At 55.1% G+C, this 25,060-nt stretch carries 13 protein-coding genes and 1 other RNA gene; 8 read left to right on the forward strand and 6 right to left on the reverse strand.

The window, feature by feature from the left end:
- Positions 1-145 precede the first annotated feature (145 nt).
- The 4 genes from WJU22_RS11710 to WJU22_RS11725 all read left to right on the forward strand — a co-directional run bounded on the left by WJU22_RS11710 (position 146) and on the right by WJU22_RS11725 (position 14,717).
- On the forward strand, positions 146-1,495 hold the full coding sequence (locus tag WJU22_RS11710) for a hypothetical protein (protein WP_341843420.1): 1,350 nt from the start codon (positions 146-148) through the stop codon (positions 1,493-1,495).
- Positions 1,396-12,765, forward strand: a complete 11,370-nt coding sequence (locus WJU22_RS11715) for a Calx-beta domain-containing protein (RefSeq protein ID WP_341843421.1) — start codon at positions 1,396-1,398, stop codon at positions 12,763-12,765. Before WJU22_RS11710 ends, WJU22_RS11715 begins: the two co-directional genes overlap by 100 nt.
- 18 nt (positions 12,766-12,783) lie before the next feature.
- Positions 12,784-13,698, forward strand: a complete 915-nt coding sequence (locus WJU22_RS11720) for a type IX secretion system membrane protein PorP/SprF (protein ID WP_341843422.1) — start codon at positions 12,784-12,786, stop codon at positions 13,696-13,698.
- Between the two features lie 797 nt (positions 13,699-14,495).
- Positions 14,496-14,717 carry a PLDc N-terminal domain-containing protein gene (locus WJU22_RS11725; RefSeq protein WP_341843423.1) on the forward strand — a complete coding sequence of 74 codons (222 nt, stop codon included), beginning with the start codon at positions 14,496-14,498 and terminating at the stop codon, positions 14,715-14,717.
- 310 nt (positions 14,718-15,027) lie between these two features.
- On the opposite strand, the gene WJU22_RS11730 is transcribed toward WJU22_RS11725, so the two are convergent.
- The 5 genes from WJU22_RS11730 to rplU all read right to left on the reverse strand — a co-directional run bounded on the left by WJU22_RS11730 (position 15,028) and on the right by rplU (position 18,639).
- Positions 15,028-15,759, reverse strand: a complete 732-nt coding sequence (locus tag WJU22_RS11730; protein WP_341843424.1) for a PrsW family intramembrane metalloprotease — start codon at positions 15,757-15,759, stop codon at positions 15,028-15,030.
- 7 nt (positions 15,760-15,766) lie between these two features.
- Positions 15,767-17,449 carry a helix-hairpin-helix domain-containing protein gene (locus tag WJU22_RS11735; RefSeq protein WP_341843425.1) on the reverse strand — a complete coding sequence of 561 codons (1,683 nt, stop codon included), beginning with the start codon at positions 17,447-17,449 and terminating at the stop codon, positions 15,767-15,769.
- 74 nt (positions 17,450-17,523) lie between these two features.
- Positions 17,524-17,922, reverse strand: a complete 399-nt coding sequence (locus WJU22_RS11740) for a histone H1-like repetitive region-containing protein (RefSeq protein ID WP_341843426.1) — start codon at positions 17,920-17,922, stop codon at positions 17,524-17,526.
- Between the two features lie 71 nt (positions 17,923-17,993).
- Complete coding sequence (rpmA, locus tag WJU22_RS11745; protein WP_109697096.1) at positions 17,994-18,272, reverse strand: 50S ribosomal protein L27; 279 nt, start codon at positions 18,270-18,272, stop codon at positions 17,994-17,996.
- Positions 18,273-18,309: 37 nt separating this feature from the next.
- On the reverse strand, positions 18,310-18,639 hold the full coding sequence (gene rplU, locus WJU22_RS11750; protein WP_240646677.1) for a 50S ribosomal protein L21: 330 nt from the start codon (positions 18,637-18,639) through the stop codon (positions 18,310-18,312).
- 293 nt (positions 18,640-18,932) lie between these two features.
- Here rplU and WJU22_RS11755 point away from each other — a divergent pair, with 293 nt between their 5' ends.
- From WJU22_RS11755 to ssrA, 4 genes are all read left to right on the forward strand, one after another.
- Entirely contained in the window at positions 18,933-20,432 is a 1,500-nt protein-coding gene (locus tag WJU22_RS11755) for a GH3 auxin-responsive promoter family protein (RefSeq protein WP_341843427.1), read from the forward strand.
- Between the two features lie 114 nt (positions 20,433-20,546).
- Positions 20,547-21,710, forward strand: a complete 1,164-nt coding sequence (locus WJU22_RS11760; protein ID WP_341843428.1) for a 1-deoxy-D-xylulose-5-phosphate reductoisomerase — start codon at positions 20,547-20,549, stop codon at positions 21,708-21,710.
- Between the two features lie 43 nt (positions 21,711-21,753).
- Positions 21,754-23,103, forward strand: a complete 1,350-nt coding sequence (rseP, locus tag WJU22_RS11765) for an RIP metalloprotease RseP (RefSeq protein ID WP_341843429.1) — start codon at positions 21,754-21,756, stop codon at positions 23,101-23,103.
- Between the two features lie 38 nt (positions 23,104-23,141).
- Positions 23,142-23,513: a transfer-messenger RNA gene (gene ssrA, locus WJU22_RS11770) on the forward strand.
- Between the two features lie 266 nt (positions 23,514-23,779).
- Here ssrA and WJU22_RS11775 read toward each other — a convergent pair.
- Positions 23,780-25,021, reverse strand: a complete 1,242-nt coding sequence (locus WJU22_RS11775; RefSeq protein ID WP_341843430.1) for a thioredoxin family protein — start codon at positions 25,019-25,021, stop codon at positions 23,780-23,782.
- Positions 25,022-25,060 lie beyond the last annotated feature (39 nt).

A 25,060-nucleotide genomic window follows, 5' to 3' on the forward strand; every position in this document is an offset into this window, starting at 1 on the left:
CCCGTCGTGGCATTGGTTATCGTGCCGACAGTTCCCGCCGGTGGTGCAGTCCTTAGCTTCCGGAGTCAAAAAACGCCAGTTTCAGGCGGAAAAGTATGTATGTAAAGAAATTTTAAAGTTTTTTATGTTAGTCCTATCCTATCCTATGAAAGCGGTCATCCGTTTCGCCAATGCATCCCGGTGCGTCGCGATCGTGCTTACCCTCCTCTTTCTTTCCGGCAGGGCCATGGCGCAGGTTACCCCTGTCACCATCAATCCCACGGGCGGCAACGCAGGCGGTAACGACCTGAGGATCACCATTACCGACACCAGCGTGCAGGTAAGGCATAACGGCGCCGACCAGTTTTCCCTCGACCCGATGCTGGACCGGTACGCCAGGGGCGGATTACGGACCTACTTCTCCCTCGAACAGGAGATGGGGCCCAAGGTACCGGCCGACATAAATCCCCAATACCTGAAACATTGCGAAATCTCCGAAGTTTCCGGAGACGGCACCGCCGCCAACCCCTGGAGGGTAGTGGCGCAATCGAGCATCCATAACAAGCGGGGATACGACTATTTCATCAGCACCACTTATAAATACGTAGCCGGGAACAGGTATTACACCATCGATTTCATGGTAACCTCCAGCGAAACCGCCCACGATGGCACCAACGGAGGCACCTATTGGCTGCACTTTTACCTGTCGGAAGCCTCCTTCATCGATGGGAGCACCTGTGCGAAAGGGTTCAAAGACGGGATCACCCCCAGCACCCTGGACCATTATTATTCCATGACGAGCTCCGGCGGCGCCGTGGTCGATTTTTACAGCACGGTTGGGGTGACGCGCACCGCCGGCGACTGTCCAAACCCGGTGACGGGCACGCACGTTTTCAAAACGGAAGCGCCGTTTTCTTCGTTCGCATCGCGCCCGTTCATCAGCCGCGACGACAGGAACGGCAATTTCCTGCTGTCCAACATCATGACCGATAATGTGCCGCTCGACATGGGGATCACCGTTCACAAGGCGGTGGAGATCGTTCCCCACCTGGATTTAACCACCTACCGGCACGCTTCCAAGCAATTCGTTGTCGGTTTCGACCGGGCGGAAATCAACGGCGTAACACCCGTAGATCCGCCGGTGCCCGCACCGGGCGTGGAAGACGATCCCATGCGGATCTTCAATGCCACCGTCAACTTCGCTTCCGCCGCGCCGGAAGGGATGGAGGGGAACAGCGACCATGCCATCACCGGGCTCGAACTGATGATCGGCCGCGGGCAGTTCAACCTGCCGCAGATCCTCGAAGTGGTAGCCACCCCCTCGGAGCCGGGGCAGGCCATGCCGTTCCCGGGACCGATTATGAAGTTATCCGTCAAAAAATCATCATCGAACCGGGCCGGTACTGGGATTCCATTGTGGCCATCGATCCCATTAAAATCAAAGGGAACACGATCGTCGACAACGACCGCAAGTTCCGTGTGGAACTGCGGCCGCTCACCTGCTCGCCGCACCTGACGATCGGGCCTAATAACGTTGTCGAATACACGATAATCGATGACGACGAGAACCGCGTTTTCCTGGAACCTGTGTCCACAGCCGTTCGTGAAGGAGAAAAGGTAAGAGTGAAAGTAAAAGTGACCGGCATTACCCCTCTCGCCAGCGACCTCACGGTAGCGCTGACGAAACCCGCGGTAGGGGAGCCCGCCGCCGAAACAACGGATTACTCCGGCATCCCCAGCTCCGTGACCATCCCGGCCGGCCAGTGGGAAGCCTTCTTCGATATGACGGCCACGGCAGACCGCATCCTGGAAGAAAAAGAAAAAATCGATATCGAGGCCACTGCGGTGTTCCCCACAAAAACGAGCACCCACAAAGTGACCCTCACCATCATAGATACGACCGGCCTGAACCCAGACAACCGCATCATCACCCTCGCCGTGCCGCAGGGCAAAGAGGGCGAAACGGTTGCCGTGAAAGCCAGTCTGCCTGTGGGCGTAACCACCGAAAAACCCATCACCGTCAACATCGACCTGCTGGCGGGAGACCCCACCAACACGGCCGATGCGTCTGACGTAAGTACCATGCCCGCTTCCATCACCATCCCCGCATACGGGAATTCGGAAGAGCATAGCATGTACCTCGAAGAAGACTTTGTGATGGAAGATTTCTACGAATACTGGAATTTCGAAGGATCGGCTTCCGACCACGACGGCGCTTTCACCGTGATGCCGGGCACGTTAATAATAGAAGATAGTCCGATGGGCAGGGAGCTCAACGTATTATTAATGACGCCCACCCTGTCAAGGGAAAACGGCAGCCAGGTAACGATCCTGTTCGAGATGACCGGATTTGCGGTTGCGCCTCCCGGCGGCCTGAGGTTCCCGATCCAGATCAAAGTCGTTGACCCCGCTACCGACGCGGATATAAACGATATCGCGTATACGGGGAATTTTGAAGTGGAGATCCTGGAAAACGAATCTTATGGTGAGTACACTTTCACGATCCCCAACGATCCTGTTTGGCTCGAGGGCATGGAAAAGCTGTACCTGACCGGTTCCAAATTGGGCTTCACTTTCCTGAACGATGTAATGGTGAGGATTGTGGACGAAACTGCGGCAGACCCCGACAACCTCCGCCTCATCGTGGAAGCACCGGCGAATGTGAAAGAAGGCAACACCGGCACCATCACCGCCAGGCTCGCCAAACCGACGCTGAAACATAAAGGCGCGGTGCAGGTAGACCTCACGTTCGACAACTCCACGGCCATCCCGTCTGACTACACGCTGCCGGATACGAAGATCATCATCCCCCAGGGCGATAACGGTGCCTCCATCACCATGACGGCGGTAGCCGACGCGCTCATCGAACCGGCGGATACGCTCAAGATCGTGGGAAGTGCTACCATCGCCCTCACGCCGGCAGTGTCTGACACCGCGAAGATCGCCATCCTCGATCCTCCGTCCACCAAAATCAAATTTACCGCCACGCCGCTCACCCTCACCGAAGGGCCCGGCGGCGTCACCGTCACCGCATCGCTGGAATACGGCACCGCGGCCGCGGATATTCCCATCACGCTCAAAATCGGTAGCGGCTCCACGGCCGAAGCTGCCGACTTCACCACCACGCCGGCATCCATCAAGATCCCGGCGGGTAGCCAATCCGGCACTTTCACGATTTACGCTACGGACGATCAGCTCCTCGAAGTCCAGGAATCCCTGGAACTGAGCGGCGAATCCACCGGCTATACTTTCGAAGGACTGACGTTCCAGATCACCGATCTGCAAAACGGCAACGTTAATAATAAGAAGATCAGCATCCAGCCGCAGGCGGCTACGCTGAACGAAAACGGCGACCTCACTGTTTGGGTGCGCCTGCCTTCCGGCATCAAAACTTCGACGGCCATCACCGTGAACCTCGGAAGGGGCGCGGCCAGCAGCACCGATCTGCAGACTTCAGAATACAACATGCCGGCCAGCGTGATCATCCCCGCCATGGGCAACGAGATCAGCTTCACGCTGCATGCCAATACCGACAATGTGCTCGAAGCGGATGAACTGCTCGAGATCGAAGGCACCGCCACCGTTTGGGGCACCGCTCAAACCGGCAAAGGCAACGTAACTATTAAAGATGTGCGCACCGTTGGAATGAAGCAACTGGTGGTGACCGGCCCCACCGAAGTAACGGAAGGGTTCACCGGGAACTGGCGCATCGCACTGCCGGCGGGTGTTACGGCAGAAACACCCATCGTGGTGAACATCGCCGTGGCAACGGTTGGCAACACGACCACCGGCGCGGATTTCACCGGCGGATACCCGGTTTCTGCCACCATTCCAAAAGGACAACCTTATATCGATGTGCCTTTCGTTGCGAAAGCGGATAATATCGTGGAAGGGATGGAAAGACTGGAGATGACACTTTCCTCTACCGACGGCTTCACCTTCACGCAGCAAATCGGCATGAACGTGAAAGACACCGACCCCGCGGGCTTCCAGATCCGGCTGACGGCCGGCGCCACCACCCTGAACGAAGGCGCCGCCACCCTGATCACCGCTACGCTCGACGGCTTCACCGCCACTTCCGCAATTGATGTGGTACTGAGCGCGCATAGCTCGTCGACCGCAACGGTAACCGACGACTACGATCCCCTCGGCACGATACACATCAACGCCGGCGCCAGTTCCGGCACCTTCACGCTGCAAACCAAATCCGACCTGCTGCTGGAGCCCGATGAACTCATCGCCGTGCGCGGAACGTCCACCTACACCGTTGTGGGTGAAGACATTACTATTAAAGACGTAACCGGCACCAACGCCAACAAAACGCTGTCTCTCACGCCTGTCACCGCTTCCGTGAACGAAGGCGGCCAGCAGAAAATGACCGTGAGCCTGCCCACTGGTATTAAAACCACGCAGCCCATTACCGTAACCATCACGAAAGGTGCGGGCAGTGCAGCCACCATCACCGCTTCCGATTACACCATGCCGGCCACGGTAGTGATCCCGGCGATGGGCAATGGTGTGCAGTTTGACCTGGATGCCAATACCGACGGCATTATCGAACCCGCAGAACTGCTGCAGGTAAGCGTTTCGGGGACTGTCTTCGGATTCGCCACTTCGGATGTATCGGATATCACCATCAACGACGTTTCCAACAAACAAATCACGGTAACCGGCCCGGCAACTGTAGCGGAAGGTGGCAATATCACCTGGCGCTTCGCATTGCCATCGGGCGTTACTTCCACCAGCGACATTAATATCGCGTTGGCGCTCGATCCCACATCCACCGCCACCCTGGCCGATCTTACGGCCATGCCTACGCTGAAAATAACAGCAGGGCAGCCTTTCGGCGAAATCATCTTCAACGCGAAGGCCGACCAGTTGATCGAAAGCACCGAATCGCTGAAATTCACACCCTCCGCCAGCGGGGGATTCACTTTCACGCAACCCGTTTCCTTTACCATTACGGATAACGACCTCGCCGCAGCGGGCATCGCATTATCGTTTGCCCCGAGCCCCGTGGCAGAAGGCGGCAGCACGGTGATCAAAGCCACTTTGACCGGTGGTGTGAAATCTGCCGGAAATATTACGGTGACGCTGGCGAAAAGCGCCACATCGACCCTCAGCGACGATGAGCACGGCACACTCGGCAACATCGTCATCGCCGCGGGAGATACGGAAGGTACGCTCACGCTGACCACCACTACCGACCTGCTGCTCGAACCGACGGAAACGCTGGTGATCACGGGAGCGGCGACTTCCGCTATCCCCGTTACCGGCGCCACCCTCAACGTGACCGACGCTACCGGCACCCTCGCCAACAAAACCCTCCAGATTTCCCCGCTCACCGCTACGCTCCTGGAAGGCAGCGATCTGGAAATTACCGTTGGCCTGCCGGCGAATATCATCACCACGCAGGATATCACCGTAACATTGACGAAAGGCGCGGGCAGCGCGGCTTCGCTCACATCCACCGATTACAGTTTCCCGGCTACCGTGCTCATCGAAGCAGGGAAAAACAACGCGAAATTTATCCTGCATGCCAATACCGACGGACAGATCGAAGCAGCGGAACTGCTCGAACTGAAAGCGAACGCATCCGTGTTCGGCAACAACAGCACGGCCACCTCGCAAATCACCATCACCGACGTATCCAATAAACATATCACGGTGACGGGGCCGGCTACCGTTGCGGAAGGCAATAATATTACCTGGCGCTTCGCGCTGCCTTCTGGGGTAACCGCTACCAGCGATATCAATATTACCCTGACACGGAATTCCGCTTCCACGGCTACCATGGCCGACCTTGGCGCATTACCCGTATTGAAGATCGCGGCAGGACAGCCTTTCGGAGAAATCATTTTCACCGCACCGGCTGACCAGCTGATAGAACCCGGAGAAACGATGATCTTTGATGCAGCCGCAACAGGATTTACGTTCTCCCAACCGGTGACCTTCTCCATTTCCGATAGCGACCTCGCCGCGGCGGGCATCACGCTGTCGGCTACACCGGCCACGGTGGCGGAAGGCGGCAGTTCGGTGATCAAGGCAACGCTGACGGGCGGCGTCACTTCCGCAGGCAGCATCACCGTTGCGCTGGCTAAGAACGGGGCGTCTACGCTCGGAGACGCCGAGCACGGCGCGCTGGGCAATATCACCATCGCGGCGGGCGCAACGGAAGGTACGGTAACCGTTACCACGAATACCGACGCGGTGCTGGAACCCACGGAAACACTCGTGATCGGCGGATCGGCAACTTCGTCTATCCCCGTAACCGGCACCACCCTCAGCGTAACCGACGCAACCGCTACCAACGCCAACAAAACGATTTCGCTCACGCCCGCTACCGCCACTATCGTGGAAAGCGGTAAAGTGACGATGACGGTTTCCCTGCCGGCGGGCATCACCACGGCAGGCCCCATCACCATCAACCTGGCGAAAGGTGCGGGCAGTTCCGCTTCACTGACAGCTTCCGATTACAGTTTCCCCGCCTCCGTTACCATCGATGCGGGCGGCGACAGCAAAACGTTCGACGTAACGGCAGTAGCCGATGCGCTCATCGAAGCGCCGGAGCTCCTGGAACTGACGGCCACCGCCACGGTATACGGCTATACTTCGTCCGACGTATCTAATATTACCATTACCGACGTTTCGAATAAACATATCACCGTGAGCGGTCCGGCGACTGTGGCCGAAGGAAGCGCCATTACCTGGCGTTTCGAGCTGCCGGCGGGCGTTACGGCCACCAGTGACATTAATATTTCGTTGACGGCAGACCCCGGTTCCACGGCTTCCCTGGCCGACCTGACGGGTATTCCTTCCCTGAAGATCCTCGCCGGTGCGCCTTATGCCGACATTACTTTCACGGCGAAAGCCGATCAGCTGATCGAAGCGGCGGAAACACTCGTGCTGAACCCCTCTACCATTTCAGGGTTCACGTTCAGCCAGCCCGTTACCTTCTCCATTACCGACGGCGACCTTTCCGCCGCAGGCATCACCCTTTCGGCCACGCCGGCGGGCGTAGCGGAAGGCGGCAGCACTGTGATCAAAGCCACCCTGACCGGCGGTGTGAAAGCGGCAGACGATGTGGTAGTGACCTTGTCGAAAGACGGCGCGTCGACCCTCGGAAACACCGAGCACGGCGCCCTGGGAACGATCACCATTCCCGCGGGTTCCACTGAAGGCACCTTCACGCTCACGACCAACACCGATCTGCTCCTCGAAACCACCGAAACGCTGGTGCTCGCCGGCACGGCTACCAATTCCATCCCCGTAACCGGCATTACCGTTACGGTGACGGACGCGACCGGCACCACCGCCAACAAAACCCTCCAGCTTACGCCTGCCACCGCCACCGTGGCGGAAGGAGGGAAGGTGACGATGACGATCGCATTACCGGCCAATATTATCACGACACAAGCCATCACCGTTACCCTGACGAAAGGGGCGGGCAGCTCCGCTTCGCTGACGGCTTCCGACTATAGTTTCCCTGCCACCGTTACCATCGACGCGAACACCAACAGCAAAACGTTTGACGTGTCGGCATTGACAGACGGCAATATCGAAGCGAACGAAACCCTCGAGCTCAACGTAGCCGGCACTGTATTTGGGTTCGCATCAACAGCGGTTTCCAATATCACCATCACCGATGTTTCCAACAAAACCATTTCGGTGAGCGGCCCGGCCACAGTTGCCGAAGGCGGCAGCATCGTGTACCGCTTCAGCCTGCCTTCCGGCGTGACGGCAGCTACCGATATTAATATTACATTGACGGCGGATGCGGCATCTACCGCTACCCTCGCTGATCTCACTGCGTTGCCCGTTGTGAAGATACCGGCCGGCCAACCGTTCGTAGACGTCACCTTCGCCGCGAAGGCCGATCTGCAGATAGAGCCGACGGAAACGCTCACGCTGAACCCCTCGGCCGCAGGATTCACCTTCGCCCAACCCGTTACCTTCACCATCACCGACGGCGACCTCGCAGCCGCGGGCATCCAGCTTTCCGCTGCGCCCGCCACCATCGCGGAAGGCGCGGGAACGGTGATCAAAGCCACGCTCACGGGCGGCGTAACGGCGAAAGACAAGATCGTGATCACCCTTACGAAAGACGGCGCTTCCACGCTCGGCAACAGCGAGCACGGCGCCCTGGGCACCATCGAGATCAACGGTGGTGATACGGAAGGAACGTTCACATTAACGACCAACGCCGACCTGCTGCTGGAACCCACCGAAACACTGGTGCTCGGCGGCACGGCGAGCCCGGCCATCCCGGTTTCGCCGGTAACGGTTTCCGTGACGGACGCCACCGGCACCAATGCCAACAAAACACTGCAACTCACGCCCGCCACCGCCACCATTATGGAAGGCGGAAAGGTAACGATGACGGTTGCGCTCCCTGCGGGCATTCAATCTACGCAGGCAATCGTAGTGGCACTGACAAGAGGGGCAGGCAGCTCCGCATCGCTCGCAGCTGGTGAATACAGCTTCCCGGCAACGGTCACCATCGATCCGATGACGAACAGCGCCACGTTTGATGTAGAGGCGATCGCAGACGGCAACATCGAAAGCCCCGAGCTGCTCGAACTGGTAGCCGGCGGAACGGTGTTCGGATTTGCATCGACAGACAAATCCGCCATCACGATCACCGACGTTTCCAACAAACACATAACAGTAACCGGTCCTGCCACCGTAGCGGAAGGCAGCAGCATTACGTACCGCTTCAGTCTGCCGGCCGGCGTAACCGCTTCCAGCGATATCAATATCGGCCTGGCGGTGGATGCGGCCGCTACAGCAACGCTAGCCGATCTGACCGGTTTGCCAGTGGTGAAAATCCCGGCAGGACAACCTTTCGTTGACGTTACGTTTACCGCGAAGGCAGACGGGCTCATCGAACCGGACGAAACGCTGATCCTGAACCCCTCGGCCGCAACGTTCACTTTCTCCCAACCTGCATCGTTTACCATCACGGATGGGGACCTCGCTGCCGCGGGCATCACCCTTTCGGTGGCGCCTGCCAGCCTGGCGGAAGGTGGCAGCACGGTAGTGAAAGCCACCCTCACCGGCGGCGTAACGGCTACCGCAGGCATTACGGTGACGCTGGCGAAAGGAGGGGCGTCGACCCTGTCTGATACGGAACATGGCGCGCTGGGCGTGATCACGATCCCGGCGGGCTCCACCGAAGGAACATTTACCCTTTCCACCAACACCGACCTGCTGCTCGAACCTGCGGAAACGCTCGTGATCGGCGGCACGGCCAACCCGAATATCCCCGTAACCGGCACCACCCTCACCGTGACCGACGCAACCGGCACCAATGCCAACAAGACATTGCAGCTCACGCCGGCCGTAACTACGGTGGCGGAAGGCAATAAAGTAGTGATGACGGTGGCGCTGCCTGCGAATATTATTACCACGCAGCCCATTACCGTAACGCTCGCCAGGGGCGCAGGAAGCGCAGCTACACTGACGGCCGGCGATTATGTTTTACCTGCCAGCGTAACGATCGCTGCGGGCGCCAACAGCCAGACTTTCGACGTGGAAGCTGCGGCGGATGCGATCATCGAAAGCGCTGAACTGCTGCAGATCACGGCATCTGCGAACGTATTCGGTTATGCGACCAGCAAATCTGCAGACATCACGATCACCGATGTTTCCAATAAGCTCATCACTGTGGCCGGTCCGGCTACGGTGGTGGAAGGGAATACCGTGACGTGGACGTTCAGCCTGCCGGCTGGCGTCACTTCCGAACAACCCGTAGTCATCAACCTGGCACAAGGTTCCGCCACACCGGCGGCATCTGCGGCCGATGTGGAAGGAGGCTTCCCTGCTTCGGTGACCATCCCGGCAGGTTCGCCTTCCGTGACGCTGGACATCGACATCAAATCGGACGACCGCATCGAAACGGTCGAGAAGCTGGAACTGGTGCCCTCGGCAGCGGGAGGCTTCACTTTCAGCAAGCCTGTCCTGATCGATATCCACGACGCTCCCGTAACCGGCAACATCTCGATGACGGCGTCGGCAGCTACCATCCGCGAAGGCGCTTCCGGCACAACGATCACCGTTGCGCTACCGGGCACCTACATCGCAGGCGGCAACATCGTCGTGAACATCTCGAAAAACGCCCTTTCCACCGCAGCAAATACAGATCACTCGGCATTGCCCGCTTCCGTGACCATCGGCGACGGACAGCATTCCGCAACATTCACGATCAGCGCGGCAACGGATAATATTCTCGAACAGCTCGAATCGCTGCAACTGGAAGGTGCTGCAACCGGATTTACGGTAGACGGTATCAGCATCAGCCTGGAAGACGCGACCAGCCTCGATCCTGCTAACACGAAGATTTCGCTGCTGCCTGCCGGCGCACGGATCGCGGAAGGAACGGCGGGCCAGTTCAGGCTCAGTCTGCCTGCGGGCATCACTTCCAGCACCGATATCGCGGTGCAGCTCGCCAAGGTAGACGCTACGTCTACCGCGGCAGACACCGATCACGGCGCCATTCCCGTACTCGTGACCATCCCCGCGATGGCTGCTTCCAGCGCCGATTTCGCGATCACGGCCGCTACGGATGGCATCCTGGAGCCGGTTGAAGTATTGCGCATCGGCGGAAATCCGCCCACGGGCTTCAGCTTCGAAGAAAGTATGATCGAAATTGCGGATGGCACGGGCCTAATCCCTGCCAACCGCCTCATTACTATCACCATCGATTCTGCCACCCTGCATGAAGGGAATGCCACGAAAGTGAAATTCTCCCTGCCTGCAGGTATCACCACGGCGCTGCCCATTACGATCACGGTAGGGGCGAACGCCGCACAAACCGCCACAGCGGCCGATTTCTCCATCTCGCCGCTCCCCGTGGCCATCGGTGCGGGCCAGCACGAAGTAACGGTACAGCTCACCGCCGTACAGGATATGATCGCCGAAGTGGCCGAAGTGCTGCAAATCACCGCCGCCGCCACCGGGTATACGTTTACGCCGGCGCCAACAATCACCATTCCTGGTGAGCCCGCGCCCGGACTGAGCGTTATGTTGACGAAAACCGCCGATGCGGCGGAACCCTCGTCTAACGGCAGCTTCCGCATCCAGCTGGCCACCGGCACGGCGCCCGCGGATATTACCGTGGCCTACACGACCGGCGGCACCGCCACTTCCACGAAAGATTACACCGCATTATCCGGCACCGCCGTCATCAAAGCGGGCGATGCGGGCGTGAATGTTCCGGTGAACGTGCTGGACGATAAAATCCTCGAAAACAGTGAAACCATAACGATGACCCTGGTTTCCGGTAGCTTCGATTACCTGGGCGCCACCGTTCCCGTGAACATCGCCACCGCCGGCGCAATATCCATGACGCTGGCAGATGACGATGGGAACATCGACCGGAGCATCCTCATCGAAAAGATCGCCGATGCCGCAGAACCGGCCACACCGGGCCGCGTGCGCGTCCGCTTCGCAAATACCGACTTAACGACGGTTGTGCCGGTGAACGTGACCTACAACATCGGCGGCACCGCATCCGCAGGCGCGGATTACCAGGTACTCACCGGTTCCATAGACATCCCGGCCGGACAGAAAGAAGCCATCATCACGATATTGCCCGTCAACGACCTCATCCTCGAAGGCACGGAAACGGTCGTAATCACGCTTTCGGCAGCCTCTGCACCGATCGGCAGCTACACCTGGCCCATCGCCGCACAAAACACCGCCACGGTGAACCTGCATGACGATGACCAGATCAAAATGGAAGTGACTGCACCGGTGGAAATCACCGAAGGCGGCAATATGACGGCCACGCTCCGTTCGTCGGAAGCTTTCCCCACGGCCATTCCAGTGAAGATCACGCTCACGCACAACGCCGTGCGTTCCGTGAGCACGGCCACTCCGCGGACGGGCACCACGCTCACCGTGACCATGCCGGCGAACCAGACGGAAGTTACCTTCCAGCTCACATCCGACGAAAACGATACGAACGATGACGACGGTTACATCAACCTCGCCATTCTGCCCCACAGCGGCGCCGGCCAGCCTTATGGCGTAGGAACGGCCGATAAGTCGAGCACCGCGGTAAAAGACAATGACGCACTGGTGATCAGTTTCGCATCAGACAGCGCGCGGATCGACGAAGGCAATTCCGGGATGGCCATGCTGGCTTTCAAAGTAACGCTGAGCCGGAAGAGCACGCGCCCGATCGAGCTGCAGTACGCGTTCGCAGACGCGTTCGAAGGCCAGGGTGCCGGTAAGGACCCCCAGCGCGCGAAACCCGCCGAAGACTTCCAGGACGCCACGCGCAAGATCGTGATCGCGGCAGGGGAAGTGGAAGGTGTGATCGAAGTGCCAGTGATCGGCGATGTGAACGTGGAAGAAGACGAATTCTTTGCCGTGAAACTGACAGCGGCCGTGGTGGCTTCATCGCAGAATGTGCCCACGATGGGGACGGCCGCCATTGCGGTGGGCGTCATCGTGAACGACGATGTGATCCCGGACATGGAGATCCGTGTGCACAAGGGCCTGTCGCCCAACGGAGACGGGAAGAACGATGCGCTGGTGATCGAGAACATCGAAAAGTATGTCCGCAACGAGATCGCGATCGTGAACCGTTGGGGAGGTACCATTTTCCAGACCACGAATTATCATAATCAGAACAACGCGTTCAAAGGCATCGCCAACCGGGGCGGTGGCAACGGCAGCCTGCTGCCCGACGGGTCTTACTTCTACGTGCTCCAGGTGTGGGACGCAGAGGGTAAGATGACGCGTTTCACCGGCTATATCGTACTGAAATCCGCCCAATAAGCTTTAAATGTTTTTGAGATGAAAACAGGCATTCAAAAGATTTTCCTTTCCCTGGCCGCGCTCTTCGTGGCCGGGGAAGCTGCCGCCCAGCAACAGCCGCTGTATGCGCAGTATCAGTATAACGGGATGGTGATCAATCCCGGATATCCATCCATGGACGAGTTCGGCAGCGCCACGGTGGTGATGCGCAACCAGTGGGTGGGGATGGAAGGCGCGCCGAAAACTGCGACGTTTTCCTTCTATTCGCCTATCCGCTCCACGGGCACCAGCGTCGGGTTCATGGCGCTGAAGGATGAGATCACGGTGTATTCCCAAACGGGTTACCATTTGAACATCTCCCAGAAGGTGAAGCTGGATGATAAACTCTACCTGGCGATGGGCCTGAAGGGTGGGATGGAGCAGTACCGGGAGAACAACGATCACCTTGGGAGTCCTGACGATCCGGTGTTCGCCAATAACCAGTCGTACTGGAAAACCGACGTCGGATTCGGCTTCGTGTTATTTTCCGACAAGTGGTTCATTGGCTTTTCTGCCCCCTCGTTCCACAATTTTGACCTGGGTGGCTCGGTGAATAAGGTGGAGTTCAAGCGGCATATGTACCTGCACGGGGCGTATATCACCAAGATCAACGACTTCCTGAAATTTAAGCCGGGGGTGGTTTTGCGCCAGGTGAGCGGGACGGGTGTGCAGGCGGATATCAATGCGATGTTCATCCTGAAAGACGTGTTATGGGCGGGTGCTACCTGGAGAACGGAGAAATCGGCCTGTGCAACGGTGCAGGTGCAGGTGTCGAAGAACTTCCAGTTCGGGTATTCGTATGATTTTGCGTCGAACACGCATTTGAAGAGCATGCAGGGCGGATCGCACGAACTGATGCTGAATTACCGGTTCAGCCTCCAGAAAGATAAAAAACCGACTCCCCGATTGCTTTAACGGATAAAATTTTATACATTAGTGAAATAAATATTCGGATTTCAGCATCTGAAATTTATCCAGCTACGTATATACTCCCGAACAAGCATACACGACATGTTTCGCCTCGCCTTTCATAGTTGTTTATCCGGGTTTATTTTGGTTAATAGTTAGTTATCCTAACGTGAAGGTTTTGAATCTTCATTTTTTTAAATTAGATTTGATTTAGAGATTGACACCGTAAGTGAGGCTGTTGTTTAGTGATCAACCAAAGTTCTTTCCAACACGATTCCGATTTTAAACATCAAAGATATTTGTCGATGCGGCAACGCAAAGGCAGTAAGAGTTGTCTTAAGCTAAATTGGAGAAAAATTCGAGCCTGATGTTCGTGTCGGGCTCTATTTTCAGTTTTTCTTTCGGCGATCTTACGAAAAGCATTTCAAAGAGTCTTATTAGGGAATAAGGGATTTTTGTCTTAAGCTAAATTGGAGAAAAACGAGCCTGGTTGTCTTATCGGGCTCTTTTCATTTTACCCCTTTCCGACTGCTCCACTTAAACTATCATCCCACCAGAAAATTTTCTGCCGGGCTTACAGAAATAGTTTAGCAATCCTAACTATATAATTAATTTTTTGTAGATTTACAGAGAAGGAAAACGCTTCGCCATGGCCGTTTCCTGAAAATCAACGACATCTGCTTTCACAAACTTTTTATATCCACTTTGCATTACTAGTTAATTTGGAGGATGGGCCTGATTGTCAAGTCGGGCCTCTTTTTTTATGCTTTTTTCCGAAAAATTACTAGATTTAAAACATACCAATGCACCGGATAACCATGAATGAGGAAGTGTTGCTCATGATATTGTTTCTTGCCCACCTGTGGCTGGTGGTCCGTTTTGTGGTGCTTCATACTTTTAAAAGGACCGACAACAACCGCCCTTATCACCTGAAATGGCTCATGCTGGTATTTTTTGTGCCCTTTTTGGGATACGGCCTCTATTTCTGGTTAACCCGCAAGAGCATTTCCGAAAATCAATCCTGATCCGGCGTTATTTTCGTCAAACTTGTCTGACCTTGCTTGCCGCCGATATATGCCTGAAATTCGGCTTATTTCCCCCATTAATCGCTAAAATTCGATCCCGGTCATCCGGTAGATGTTCGGGATAAAGGAAGCGCAATGTTCCCTGGAGGCGCATTTTGCGGGTTATCTGTCGAAAATCCAACTTAAAAAGAATGCTGGACAGACCATCCGTTCGATGCATCCGTCCAGCATTGTTTTTGAAAATCGGCCGGTGAATGCCCGGCTTCGGTCCGGTTATTAACCAGTGAATAGCGTTTGGTAATAGCGCCCATCAATCCGGGTCCCGCTCTTTTTCCATTTTTACCGCGTTCTCATTTTCCTGCCGCAACCTTTCCCACTCTCGGGAAGTAGCCCTGTGCTGCCGGATTGCCCGGATAGACAGGCGAACGGCGATAAAAAGGCACACCAGCGCCGCCAGTACCTGGAAGATGCTGTCGCCAATAAACAGGAAGAAATCGAACGCGCCATGGAACACCACCGCCCAGAAAAGCCCTGTGAACAACAACGTGCCCCTGTGCTGGGGGATAAACTTCGCCAACCCCGCATAATACCCCATCAAAATCGCAAAACAGGCATGCGCCGGCACGGAAATGAACATCCGCGCCCAACCCGTGGCCATTCCATATTGGTACACGTAGCTGATATTTTCCGCCGTCGCGAAACCCATCCCGATCATCACGGAATACACGATACCGTCAAACGGCTCGTCGAACGCTTTTTTCGGGTAAGCGAAGAACCGCAGCACGAGGTATTTTCCACCTTCTTCACTGAGCCCCACGATGAGGAAAGCATAGATCGCGCTGCTGAGCAAACCGTCGCCTGAAGGCCGCCAGCCGCGGATAGCTGCCACCGTCTGCACGAAAAGCGGCAACGCCACGCAGAGTACGCCCAGCAGGAAACAGCGTACCAGCAGGCCCAGGGGCTCACGGTTGCGCTGGTCGAGCGCGTATATGATCAGCATGATGGCGATCCCCGGCGCTACGGCCAGGGCGAATGAATTCATTAACATGTCAGATTCCTTTGGATTGTCTCCGGGCTGCCAGCCAGGCTTCCAGTTCGGACAGGCTGAAGCTGCTCAGGTTTTTGTCGGCAGTGAGACCGCCTTTTTGTGCGGCGAGCGTGCCGTAACGGATGTCGGCAAAGCCTTCGATCGTGTGCGCGTCCGGGTCGATGGAGAGCATCGCGCCCTTGTCGATGGCCAGGGAGATCCATTCCCAGTCGATGTCGAGCCGGCGCGGGTGCGCGTTCAGTTCGATCACCACCTGGTTGGCCACGCAGGCGTCGATAATGGCGGGATGATTTACGGGATAACCGTTGCGGCTCAGCAGGAGGCGGCCGGTCATATGCCCGAGGATCGTCGTATACGGGTTTGCGATGGCTGCCAGCAGGCGGGCCATGGCTTTTTCTTCCGGCATTTTGAGGTTGGAGTGTACGGAGGCGATCACCAGGTCGAAGCTGCGGAGGATATCGTCCGGGTAATCCAGGCTGCCGTCGTTCAGAATATCTGCTTCGATGCTTTTGAAGATTTTGAAGGGCGCGAGTTGTTTGTTCAGTTCGTCGATCTGCGCGTGCTGCGCCAGGATGCGGTCGGGCTGAAGGCCGTTGGCATAGAACGCGGAGCGGGAGTGATCGGAGATGACGAGATATTCGAAACCTTTATCCCTGGCGGCTTTAGCCATATCTTCCAGTGAGCTGGCGCCATCGCTCCATTGGGAGTGGGAGTGGATGATGCCTTTAATATCGCTGGCCTGGATAGGTTCGGGGAGTTTGCCGGCGGCGGCTTTGAGGAGGATATCGGGTGTTTCGCGGAGGGCGGGGGCGATGACCGGGAGGCCGGCGCGGGTGAAAATTTCGGTTTCGGTGGTTTCTGTTCCGCCGTTGGCAGCGCCTTCGCGCGCGAAGAACGCGGTGAGGAAGGCATCGGTGCCGGTGGTGGTGAAGAGTTTGGTGGCGAAATGTTCGGGTGCGGTGCCGAAGAGGCGTATTTTGACCTGTTCACGGAATTGAACGAGGATGGAATCGTCGGTATTGCCGAGCCTTTCGAATCCTTCGAGGGCGTGGAAGGTGTCGGAGATCTGGTTGATGGGGGTGCCTACAACGAATTCCAGTTCATCGATAACGGGTTGCTGGCGGCGGTAGGCGCCGGTGGGGGAGACGGGAGATCCGGGGAAGGATTTCCCGAGGAGGGTGAGGAGTTCATTGGCGAAGGGTTCTACTTCGGCGAAGAGGAACCTTTCGCGGTTGGAGAGGAAGAATTCGATGCTCTGGCGGATGGATTCCTGCGTTTTGGCGCCGAACCCTTTGAGGAGGGTGAGCCGGTTTTCGTTGCAGGCGTAGAGGAGTTCGCCGAGGGTTTCGACTTCGAGTTCTTTCCAGATGGTGGCGATCTTTTTGGGCCCGATGCCTTTGATGCGCATCATGTCGAGGATGCCTGCGGGTGTTTTGGCGAGGTATTCTTCGAGGAGGGGGAAGGCGCCGGTGTCGAGCATTTCGCAAACAGATTTGCCGGTGGATTCGCCGATGCCTTTAATGCGGAAGATAGCGTCTCTGGGAGTTTCCTGGAGGGGAACGGTGAGTTTTTCTATCTGGAAAGCCGCGTTGGCGAAGGATTTGGCTTTAAAGGGATTATCTCCATGGATGTCCATGAGTTTGGCGAGCAGGGAGAAGTTATCGGCGATGACGTAGTTATCCATAGGGGTGTAAGTTAACAAAAAAAGAACCTCGATTTTCATCGAGGTTCTTTATGCTACAGTTTGTAAATCCGATCTTACATGGCCGGAGCTGCAGGAGCAGAGGGAGTTGCTTTTTTAGCAACTTTCTTTTTCGGAGCAGCTTTCTTAGCGGCGGCTTTTTTAGGAGCAGCTTTCTTGGCAGCGGCTTTCTTAGGAGCAGCTTTCTTAGCAGCGGCTTTTTTAGGAGCAGCTTTCTTAGCAGCAGCTTTTTTCGGAGCGGCTTTCTTAGCAGCGGCTTTTTTAGGAGCAGCTTTCTTAGCAGCAGCTTTTTTGGGAGCAGCTTTCTTAGCAGCGGCTTTTTTAGGAGCAGCTTTCTTAGCAGCAGCTTTTTTGGGAGCAGCTTTCTTAGCAGCAGCTTTTTTAGGAGCGGCTTTCTTAGCAGCAGCTTTCTTCGGAGCAGCTTTTTTAGCAGCGGCTTTCTTAATTGTTGCCATTGTTTTTTGAATTTTGGGTTAGTAATTAAAATTGGGTATTAAAAAAACTTTATGGCAAACACTACGCTAAATTAGGCTTCCGCCTGCGCAGTGGTGTCAAATGATTTAACGGAAACGAAAGTGCGGTTTTCGCGACCTTTCCTGAATTCCACCACACCGTCGGTCAGCGCATAGATCGTGAAGTCCTTGCCGATACCTACGTTGGAACCAGCATGGTACACGGTGCCTCTCTGACGGATGATGATGTTACCGGCTACAGCTGCCTGACCGCCGAAGATTTTAACCCCGAGCCTTTTGCTTTGGGAATCCCGGCCGTTCTTTACACTACCTTCACCTTTTTTGTGTGCCATTGTATTATAACTTTAGAAACTTTTAGTCAATATGAATTTAAGCAATTTCGTTGATCTTGATCTTGGTGAAATGGGTACGATGGCCCACTTTCTTCCGGAAGCCTTTCCTGCGCTTCATTTTGAAGGCGATAACTTTATCACCTTGCACATGGCCCAGAATTTCAGCCTTGATCACTGATTTTACATCAGTACCTACGGTAATCTTACCGTCGTTGTCAGTCAGCAGAACTTCTGCAAATTCTACTTTATCTCCGACGTTACCAGCCAGTTGGTGAACGAAGATCTCCTGATCTTTTTGCACCTTGAACTGCTGACCTGCGATTGTTACAACTGCGAACATAGTATTTCCAAAAATAATTTCCTGCAAAGGTATTACTTTGTTTTTTAATCAACAAAACAATTCCTGCAATTTTAATGCCCGTTCACCCGGCATGGGTTTTTACAGGCTTGAAAAATAGTAGATTACATATCAAAGATACGCACTTTTTACAATTTTAGTTTTTTTTAACAATTGTATACATATCCCCCTTCCCCCGCACCCGCAGGCCACCTGCCGCTTTACACCCTGCAAGCCCCGCCAGTGGCCAGTTCTAAAAACGCTTAACTTGCGGACAATTTTTATACATTTGTTACTTACGTTGATCATTAAAATAACGGGGCATGAAGTTTAAATCACTGCTGGCCAAACCATTTGCTTCCATTATCGCCGGAAAGGTGAAGAAGGAAATGATGCGGGCGGCGGAAGACCAGGAGGCCATCCTCCAGGATTTGCTGAAGACGGGCAGGAAAACAGAGTTCGGGAAAGAGCACACATTCGAGAATATTCACAATTATCAGGAATATAAACAGGCCGTTCCCATCCGTGACTACGAGCAGTTCCGGCCCTGGATCGAGAAAATAAAGGAAGGGCGCCACAACATCCTCTGGAAAGGCCTGCCCATGTACTTCGCCAAAACGTCGGGCACCACCAGCGGCGTCAAATACATCCCGATCTCCAAGGAATCGATCGATCATCACTTCAATACGTCCCGCAACGCCGTTTTCTGCAACGTCGTGGAAACGGGCGACGCGTCGGCCTTCGACGGCAAGCTCATCTTCCTTTCCGGCTCCCCCGAACTGGAAAGGATCGCGGGCATCCCCACCGGCCGGCTCAGCGGCATCGCCAACCACCAGATCCCCCGGTACCTCCGTACCAACCAACTGCCCACTTACGAAACCAACTGTATCGAAGACTGGGAGACCAAGCTGGGAAAGATCGTGGACGAGACCATCAACCAGGATATGCGCCTCATATCCGGCATTCCGCCGTGGATGCAGATGTATTTCGACGAACTGATCGCCCGGAGCGGCAAGCCGGTCGGCGAACTGTTCCCCAACTTCAACCTCCTCGTGCACGGCGGCGTCAATTTCGAGCCGTACCGCGCCAAACTGATGGATTCCATCGGCCGGAAAGTGACCACCATCGAAACTTTTCCCGCGTCGGAAGGCTTTTTCGCCTACCAGGACACCCAGCAGCAGGAGGGCCTTCTCCTCAACACCAACGCCGGCATCTTCTTCGAATTCGTGCCAGCGGCGGAGATCTTCTCGCCCAACCCCACCCGTATTTCCCTCAAAGACGTGGAAACAGGGGTGAATTACGCCATGATCGTGAGCACCAATGCCGGATTGTGGGCATATAATATAGGAGACACCGTGAAGTTCGTGTCCCGCAACCCCTACCGTATCGTCGTAACCGGCCGTACCAAGCACTTCATTTCCGCCTTCGGCGAACACGTCATCGGCGAAGAAGTGGAGCACAGCCTCATGGGCGTGGCCGGCCGCCACGGCGTCCGCATCACCGAATTCACCGTTGCGCCAAAAATCCAGGTGAACGGCGAACTGCCTTACCATGAGTGGTTCGTGGAGTTCGAAGACGTGCCCGGCAACCTCGACGGCTTTGCGCAGGAGGTAGACGCGGCGATGCAGGAGCAGAACATTTATTATAACGACCTGTTGACCGGCAATATCCTGCAAACCCTGAAAATCAGGCCGGTACGCAAGAACGGGTTTATCGACTATATGAAATCCATCGGAAAACTGGGCGGGCAGAACAAGGTGCCCCGCCTCAGTAACGACCGTACCATCGCGGACGAGCTGGGCAAATACCTGGAAGGCCGCTGAAAACCGGCATTCCCCAGGTAAATATTCCCCGCCCAACAGGCGGGGCGGCCCTTTTCGCACGCCGCAATTGAAAAAACCTTTAAATTTAAACGCAAGGAGAGATTCAATCTGATCATGAGTAAAAAACGTATAGGCATTTTCGGGTCTACCGGCTCTATCGGCCGCCAGGCACTGGAAGTGATCGAAGCCCACCCCGCCCTGTTCGAAGTGGAAGTGCTGACCGCACAATCGAACGACGCGCTGCTGATCGAGCAGGCGCTGAAACACCGGCCCAACGCCGTAGTGATCGGCGATGAAACCAAGTACGCCGCAGTGAAGGACGTTTTATTCGACCAGGGGATCAAAGTGTTTGCCGGCCCTTCCGCCATGGTGGAAGTGGCCGCATGGGATTCCATCGACCTGTTTTTGTCTGCCATCGTGGGCTTCGCCGGGCTTGCGCCTACGCTGAGCGCCCTGGAGCAGGGCACGCCCGTGGCCCTCGCCAACAAGGAAACCCTTGTGGTGGCGGGAGACATCGTCATGGCAACTGCCCGCAAGAAGAACGTGCCCCTCATCCCGGTGGATTCCGAGCATTCCGCCATTTTCCAATGCCTGCAGGGCGAACCGCTTTCCAAAGTGGAAAAGGTGATCCTCACGGCTTCCGGCGGACCGTTCCTCGGCAAAAAGACGAATTTCCTCATCAACGTAAAGAAAGACCACGCCCTGCAGCATCCCAACTGGAGCATGGGCGCCAAGATCAGCATCGATTCGGCCACCCTCATGAACAAGGGTTTGGAAATGATCGAGGCCAAGTGGCTGTTCGGTTTGCATGCAGACCAGATCGAGGTGATCATCCATCCGCAGTCGATCATCCATTCTATGGTGCAATTCGCCGATGGTTCCATCAAAGCACAGATGGGCCTGCCCGATATGAAGCTGCCCATCCAGTATGCCATGGGGTATCCGGACAGGCTGGTCAACGAATTCCCGCGGTTTTCCTTCAAGAATTATCCTTCCCTGACCTTCGAACAGCCCGACGTGAAAACGTTCCGCAACCTGGCGATCGCCATGGAGGCGCTGCGCAAGGGCGGCAACGCCGCCTGCGTCATGAACGCAGCCAACGAAGAAGTGGTGAACGCTTTCCTGAAAAACAGGATCGGGTTCCTGCAGATGACGGAGGTGATCGAGGAAACGATGGCGAAAGTGCCATTCGTCGAGAAGCCGACTTTACAGCAATATTACCAGGCCGACACAGCTGCCCGCGATCATGCCGCAGAATTGATACATAGCCTGACCTAATTACTTACATTCGCAAAAAATACCTGGTTTTTCAAGCAAATACATGGAAACAACCGCAATATTAGTCAAGGCAGGCCAGTTGCTCCTTTCTTTATCGATCCTCGTGGTCCTGCATGAACTTGGGCACTTTATCCCGGCCAAACTGTTTAAAACGAAAGTGGAGAAGTTCTACCTCTTCTTCGATCCCTGGTTTTCCCTTTTCAAATTCAAGAAAGGCGACACCGAATATGGCGTTGGCTGGCTGCCGTTGGGCGGCTATGTGAAGATCGCGGGGATGATCGACGAGAGTATGGACAAGGAGCAGATGAACCGGCCGCCGGAGCCCTGGGAGTTCCGTTCCAAGCCGGCCTGGCAGCGCCTGATCATCATGATCGGCGGTGTGACGGTGAACCTCGTGCTGGGTTTTCTCATTTATACGATGATCCTTTGGCATTGGGGCGAGAAGATTTTGCCGGTCGAAAACGTGAAATACGGTATTCATACGGATTCCGTGGGTTACAGCATCGGGTTGATGGAAGGGGATAAGATCGTGGCGGTAGACGGTAAAAAACCGGAAGATTTCCGGGACATCACCAAAGGCGTGATCCTCGACGAAGCCAAAACCATCCAGGTGATCCGCGACGGGCAGCAGCTCGATGTGCATATTAAAGATGGATTTGTGGGGGGGACGATCCGGAAGAAGGGCGCCATAGCGGCTGTCAGGCTACCGGCGGTGATCGATACCGTTATCGCGAAAGTGAAAAAGGAGGAGACGCCCGCATACAAAGCCGGGTTGCTGGCAGGGGATACCGTGCTGGCGATCAATGGCCAGCCCGTGCATTATTTCCATGAAATATCGAAACTGGTGGTGAAGGATTCCGGTAAAACGGTGACCGTTATGGTGAAACGTGGCGCGGATACCATTACCAAAAGTGCTAAAATCCCTGCGGCAGGGTACCTGGGCGTGAATGTTTTTCCTGACCGGCATCTTGATTTCGTGACGAAGCGGTATACTTTCGGAGAAGCGATCCCGGCAGGTTTTACAACGGCCATCGAAACGCTGGTAGACTATGTGAAGCAATTACGGTTGATTTTCGTTTCGAAGGAAGTGAAGGCCAGCGAGTCGCTGGGCGGTTTTATGGCGATCGGGAACCTGTTCCCCTCGGAATGGGACTGGCAGAGCTTCTGGACGCTGACGGCGCTGTTGAGCATCATCCTGGCGTTCATGAACATTCTCCCGATACCTGCGCTGGACGGGGGGCATGTGCTGTTCCTCATCTATGAGATCATTACCGGCCGCAAGCCGAGTGAGAAGTTCATGGAGTATGCGCAGATCGTAGGGATGGTATTATTGTTCGGTTTGTTGTTGTATGCGAACGGTTTGGATATCTGGCGAGCGATCACCGGAAAATAAATCAGGAATTATTCGTATCTTTGCAGAGCAAAAATACCGGGGCTGACCGGTTTTGACAGCATAGGTCTTTGAAAGTGTAAGCATGTCGTGCGTTGGATAATTAGCACGTAAATCTGAATACCCAAACTTTAATTGGCGAATCTAACTACGCCATGGCTGCCTAATCAGATTAGGTACCCATTATAGCCGCCGGAATTGTGTCCTACTGCGACTCCCGCCGCTGAATCAAAACCACAGATGGATAAGTGCACATGGTTTCTGTGAGTGTGCAACGAAAAACTTAACGGATAAGGGCAAGGTTGGTTTGTTCCGTTCCTGCCAGGCCTCGAAAAAGCAATAAGGAAATAAGCATGTAGAAAGCTTTCCGGGAATATGTTTGGACGCGGGTTCGACTCCCGCCAGCTCCACGAAAAATTTTTGAATTTTTGATAGGTAAGTCATCCGGCTTACCTATTTTTTTTGCCCGCATTTTTTGCTTTGGTTGCATTGTCGTTGGCAGGGTTGTGTCGTTCCAAATGGATTTGTTGTCCATTGCTGCTTCGAAGGGATGCTGATTGCTGAATAACGCTTTGTCCTATTATCGGAGAATGATGATTGACAGATACTGTAAATAAATACGGACGCTGTGGATATGATTCCCACAGCGTCCGTTTTATTAACCAGGAATTTGCCTTTGCTATTCCAAAATGAACGAAAAATCTTTCAAGCTTCCCCCTTTTACCATTTCTTCCCGCACTGCGCGGAACATGCGTTCCGGAAAGGCTTCCGCTCTTGAAATGGCGACGTCCATCTGCTGGAGGGCTTCCTCTTTTCGATGGAGTTCATAGAGCAACATGGCGCGGGCGTATGGGTACATATTGCTGGATGTATCCTGACGCGTAGGTTCGAGCCAGGCCAGCACCTGTTCGAGCCTCGATGCATCCGTATACATGGAAGTCGCGGCGAAACTGATGCCGGAAAGGTCTTCGAAGGAGATTTCCTTTTCGTACCTGGACAAATAGGATTTTGCAGCAGCGAAGAGGGACGTGGAATCGAAGCTGTCTCTCGCTTCTATCAGTTTCGCGTATTGAATGATCTGGTCTGCTTTTTCAGGATATTTTTCTTTCAGCGACGGACCTTTATCCTTGGAGAACCGGACGGTATTCAGGATAATACCGAACGCAAGCTGTTGCGCGACGCCCTGTCCCAATACGGCATTGACTTTTGAAGGTTCTTCCATCAAGAGTTTGAACCCGGGATCTGTGGTTTTATGGGTGAATTCCTGCAATAAAGCGAGGTACTCCGGAGAAAAGGTATCCTTTACGGTGCGCAGGTAAATGTCTGCAGCCGTGTCTGCCGCGGGATCCCCGACGGATTTGCCGGAAAGCGCGAACGCCCGGAGTTGTTCGGGGGACCGCTCGCCGGAGGTAAATCTGGTTTTCAGGGCGTAATAGCCGGAATCGCGTGTTCGGCCCTGGCGGGCGGATTGGAGGAAGTCGTCGCTGCCGAATGCACCCACAATCCTGTTGACCGGTGTGCCGTTCGCTTCGAGGTACACCATGGTGGGATAACTTTTGACTTTATAGCGGGTCGCGAGCATGCGTGCCGATTCCCGCCAGCGGCGTACGAATGCATTGTCGGCCGCGGTGCTGTCTACCTGGATTTTAACACTGATATAGTGCTCATTCATGTAAGCGCCCACTTTTTCCATTGTAAAAATGTACCGCGTCATATGTTTGCAGGGGCCGCACCAGGTGGTATAAAAATCGATGAAAATACCTTTGTGCTCACGTTTGGCGAGCGCCTGCACTTCTTCATAAGTAAGTTCGTTCCGGAAATTGATCCCCTGCGCATGCGTGCTAACGGCGGCCAGCAGCGCGATCGCCATTTGCAGGGCAACCCATTTCAATCTCAGCGGTCTGTTGAATAATCGTTTCAATTGTATCGATATTTTGATGTTACGTTCGGTTGACAGACA

It is taken from the genome of Chitinophaga caseinilytica, from assembly GCF_038396765.1.
GTDB classification, from domain to species: domain Bacteria; phylum Bacteroidota; class Bacteroidia; order Chitinophagales; family Chitinophagaceae; genus Chitinophaga; species Chitinophaga caseinilytica.